Source organism: Gordonia tangerina (genome assembly GCF_021556435.1).
Lineage (GTDB): Bacteria > Actinomycetota > Actinomycetes > Mycobacteriales > Mycobacteriaceae > Gordonia > Gordonia tangerina.
In genome coordinates, this window is sequence record NZ_JAKGCU010000056.1 from 1 (window position 1) to 2,194 (window position 2,194).

General features: G+C 65.2%; 2 protein-coding genes. Both read left to right on the plus strand.

The window, feature by feature from the left end:
- Positions 1-299: 299 nt before the first annotated feature.
- Positions 300-725 carry a YciI family protein gene (locus L1892_RS24510; RefSeq protein WP_235726351.1) on the plus strand — a complete coding sequence of 142 codons (426 nt, stop codon included), beginning with the start codon at positions 300-302 and terminating at the stop codon, positions 723-725.
- On the plus strand, positions 722-1,954 hold the full coding sequence (locus tag L1892_RS24515) for an RNA polymerase sigma factor (protein WP_235726352.1): 1,233 nt from the start codon (positions 722-724) through the stop codon (positions 1,952-1,954). Before L1892_RS24510 ends, L1892_RS24515 begins: the two co-directional genes overlap by 4 nt.
- The last annotated feature ends 240 nt before the right edge of the window (positions 1,955-2,194 follow it).

Here is a 2,194-nt window from a genome sequence, read left to right on the forward strand (position 1 = left end):
AACTCACCCTGGCGATCCGACTCACCCTGCATAACCTCAGGATCCCAGCACGGCGGCCAAAACCAGCGCATTCCCGCGCCGGAATCCACCCCCAATTATTCAGCAGTCTCCTAGCGGCTCGCGACTACTCGACCACCGGGTGAAGCGAGCGGCTCGCGCCTACTCGACCACCGGAATTGCCCTGACGAAAACTATTCTGGGCGCAGTGTCGATCTGCGCTCGTCTCGTTCGACGTAATGGTGAGGGGCACCGAACGAGCCCTGATTCCTCAGAGATGTTCACCAGAGAAAGGCAAGACCATGAAGTACATGCTGATCATGCGTTCCACCGCCGAAGCCGAAGCCGCAGCAGCCGATGTCGACTTCACCGAGATCATCAACGCCATGGGTCGCTACAACGAGGAGATGATCAACGCCGGCGTGCTGCTGGCGGGCGAGGGACTCACCGATGCGTCGGAGGGTTTCGTGGTGAGCTTTTCCGCCGACGAGGACCCACTGGTCACCGATGGCCCCTACGGCGAGATCCACGAACTGTTCAACGGCTTCTGGATTCTGCAGGTCTCCAGCAAGGAGGAGGCCGCGCAGTGGGCGAAGAAGGCCCCACTCGGCCCAGGCGTGAAACTCGAGGTGCGACGCGTCAGCGATGAAACCGACTTCGAGGAGTACTCCGACAACGAGTACGTCCAAAGGGAGAAGGGGTGGCGCGAACAGCTCGGCACCGCATGACCGATCCCGAGATCCGACGCACGATCGATGCGGTGTGGCGCATCGAGGGCAGTCGTGTGGTGGCGACGCTGGCGCGCATCGTGGGTGACGTCGGCCTCGCCGAGGATCTCGCTCAGGAGGCGATCGCCGAAGCACTCGAGAAATGGCCGGGCTCCGGCGTTCCGCGGAACGCCGGAGCCTGGCTGACCTCGGTGGCCAAGCGACGGGCCATCGACGGATGGCGCCGGCAGGAACGGCTCGACGAGCGCTATCAGATGATCGCCCGCGACCTCTCCGAAGTCGACGACGACGAATGGGTGCCCGTCCGCGACGACGTGCTGAAGCTGGTGTTCGTCGCATGTCATCCGGTCCTGAAGCGGGACGCGCAGGTGGCGCTCACACTGCGGGTGGTCGGCGGCCTGAGTTCTGAGGAACTCTCCCGGTTGTTCCTCACCTCGGTCCCGACGATCCAGCAGCGGATCGTGCGCGCCAAGAAGACGTTGTCGGCGGCCCAGGTGCCCTACGAGGTGCCCGACCCGGCGCAGTGGCCGCAACGGCTCAACAGTGTGCTCGGGGTCATCTACCTCATCTTCACCGAGGGATACGCCGCCACCGCGGGCGATAGCTGGATGCGGCAGGATCTGGCGGCGGAGGCCCTGCGGTTGGGCCGGGTGCTCGCCGCGCTGGTGCCGCGGGAACCGGAGGTGCACGGCCTCATCGCGTTGATGGAACTGCAGTCGTCACGATTCGCTGCGCGGCTCGATGCCGATGGCCGTCCGGTCCTGCTCGCCGACCAGGATCGTCGCCGGTGGGATCGTGGTCAGATCTCCCGTGGGCTCGCGGCGCTCGACCGCGTCGACGCGCTCGGTCGGGGTCGCGGACCGTACTCGCTGCAGGCGGCGATCGCGGCCTGCCACTCACGCGCAACCAACGTCGAGGCCACCGACTGGTCGCGGATCGTGATCCTGTACGAGGCGCTCGAGCAGTTGACCGGCAATCCGGTGGTCACGTTGAACAAGGTCGTCGCGGTGTCGATGGCAGCTAGCGCACACGACGCACTCACAATGCTCGACGCGGACGTCGATGTGACGAAGCTGGCCGGTTCCCATCTGGTGCCGAGTGTGCGCGGCGAGTTGCTCGCGCAGTTGGGCCGGACCGAGGAGGCACGAGCCGAGCTGCGCCGGGCCTGCGAACTGGCCACCAACGGCGCTCAACGTCGGGTGCTGGAGGACAAGATCGCGGCGTTGTGACTGGTGTTCGAACCCGGGTCGAGTAGGCCTGCAGCTCATCCGCTGATCGAGTAGGCCGAGCCGCTAGGCGAGGGCGTATCGAGATCGCTTGCAGCTCACGTGGTCTCGATACGCCGCTCGCCTAGGAGACTGCTGAATAATTGGGGGTGGATTCCGGCGCGGGAATGCGCTGGTTTTGGCCGCCGTGCTGGGATCCTGAGGTTATGCAGGGTGAGTCGGATCGCCAGGGTGAGTTTCTGG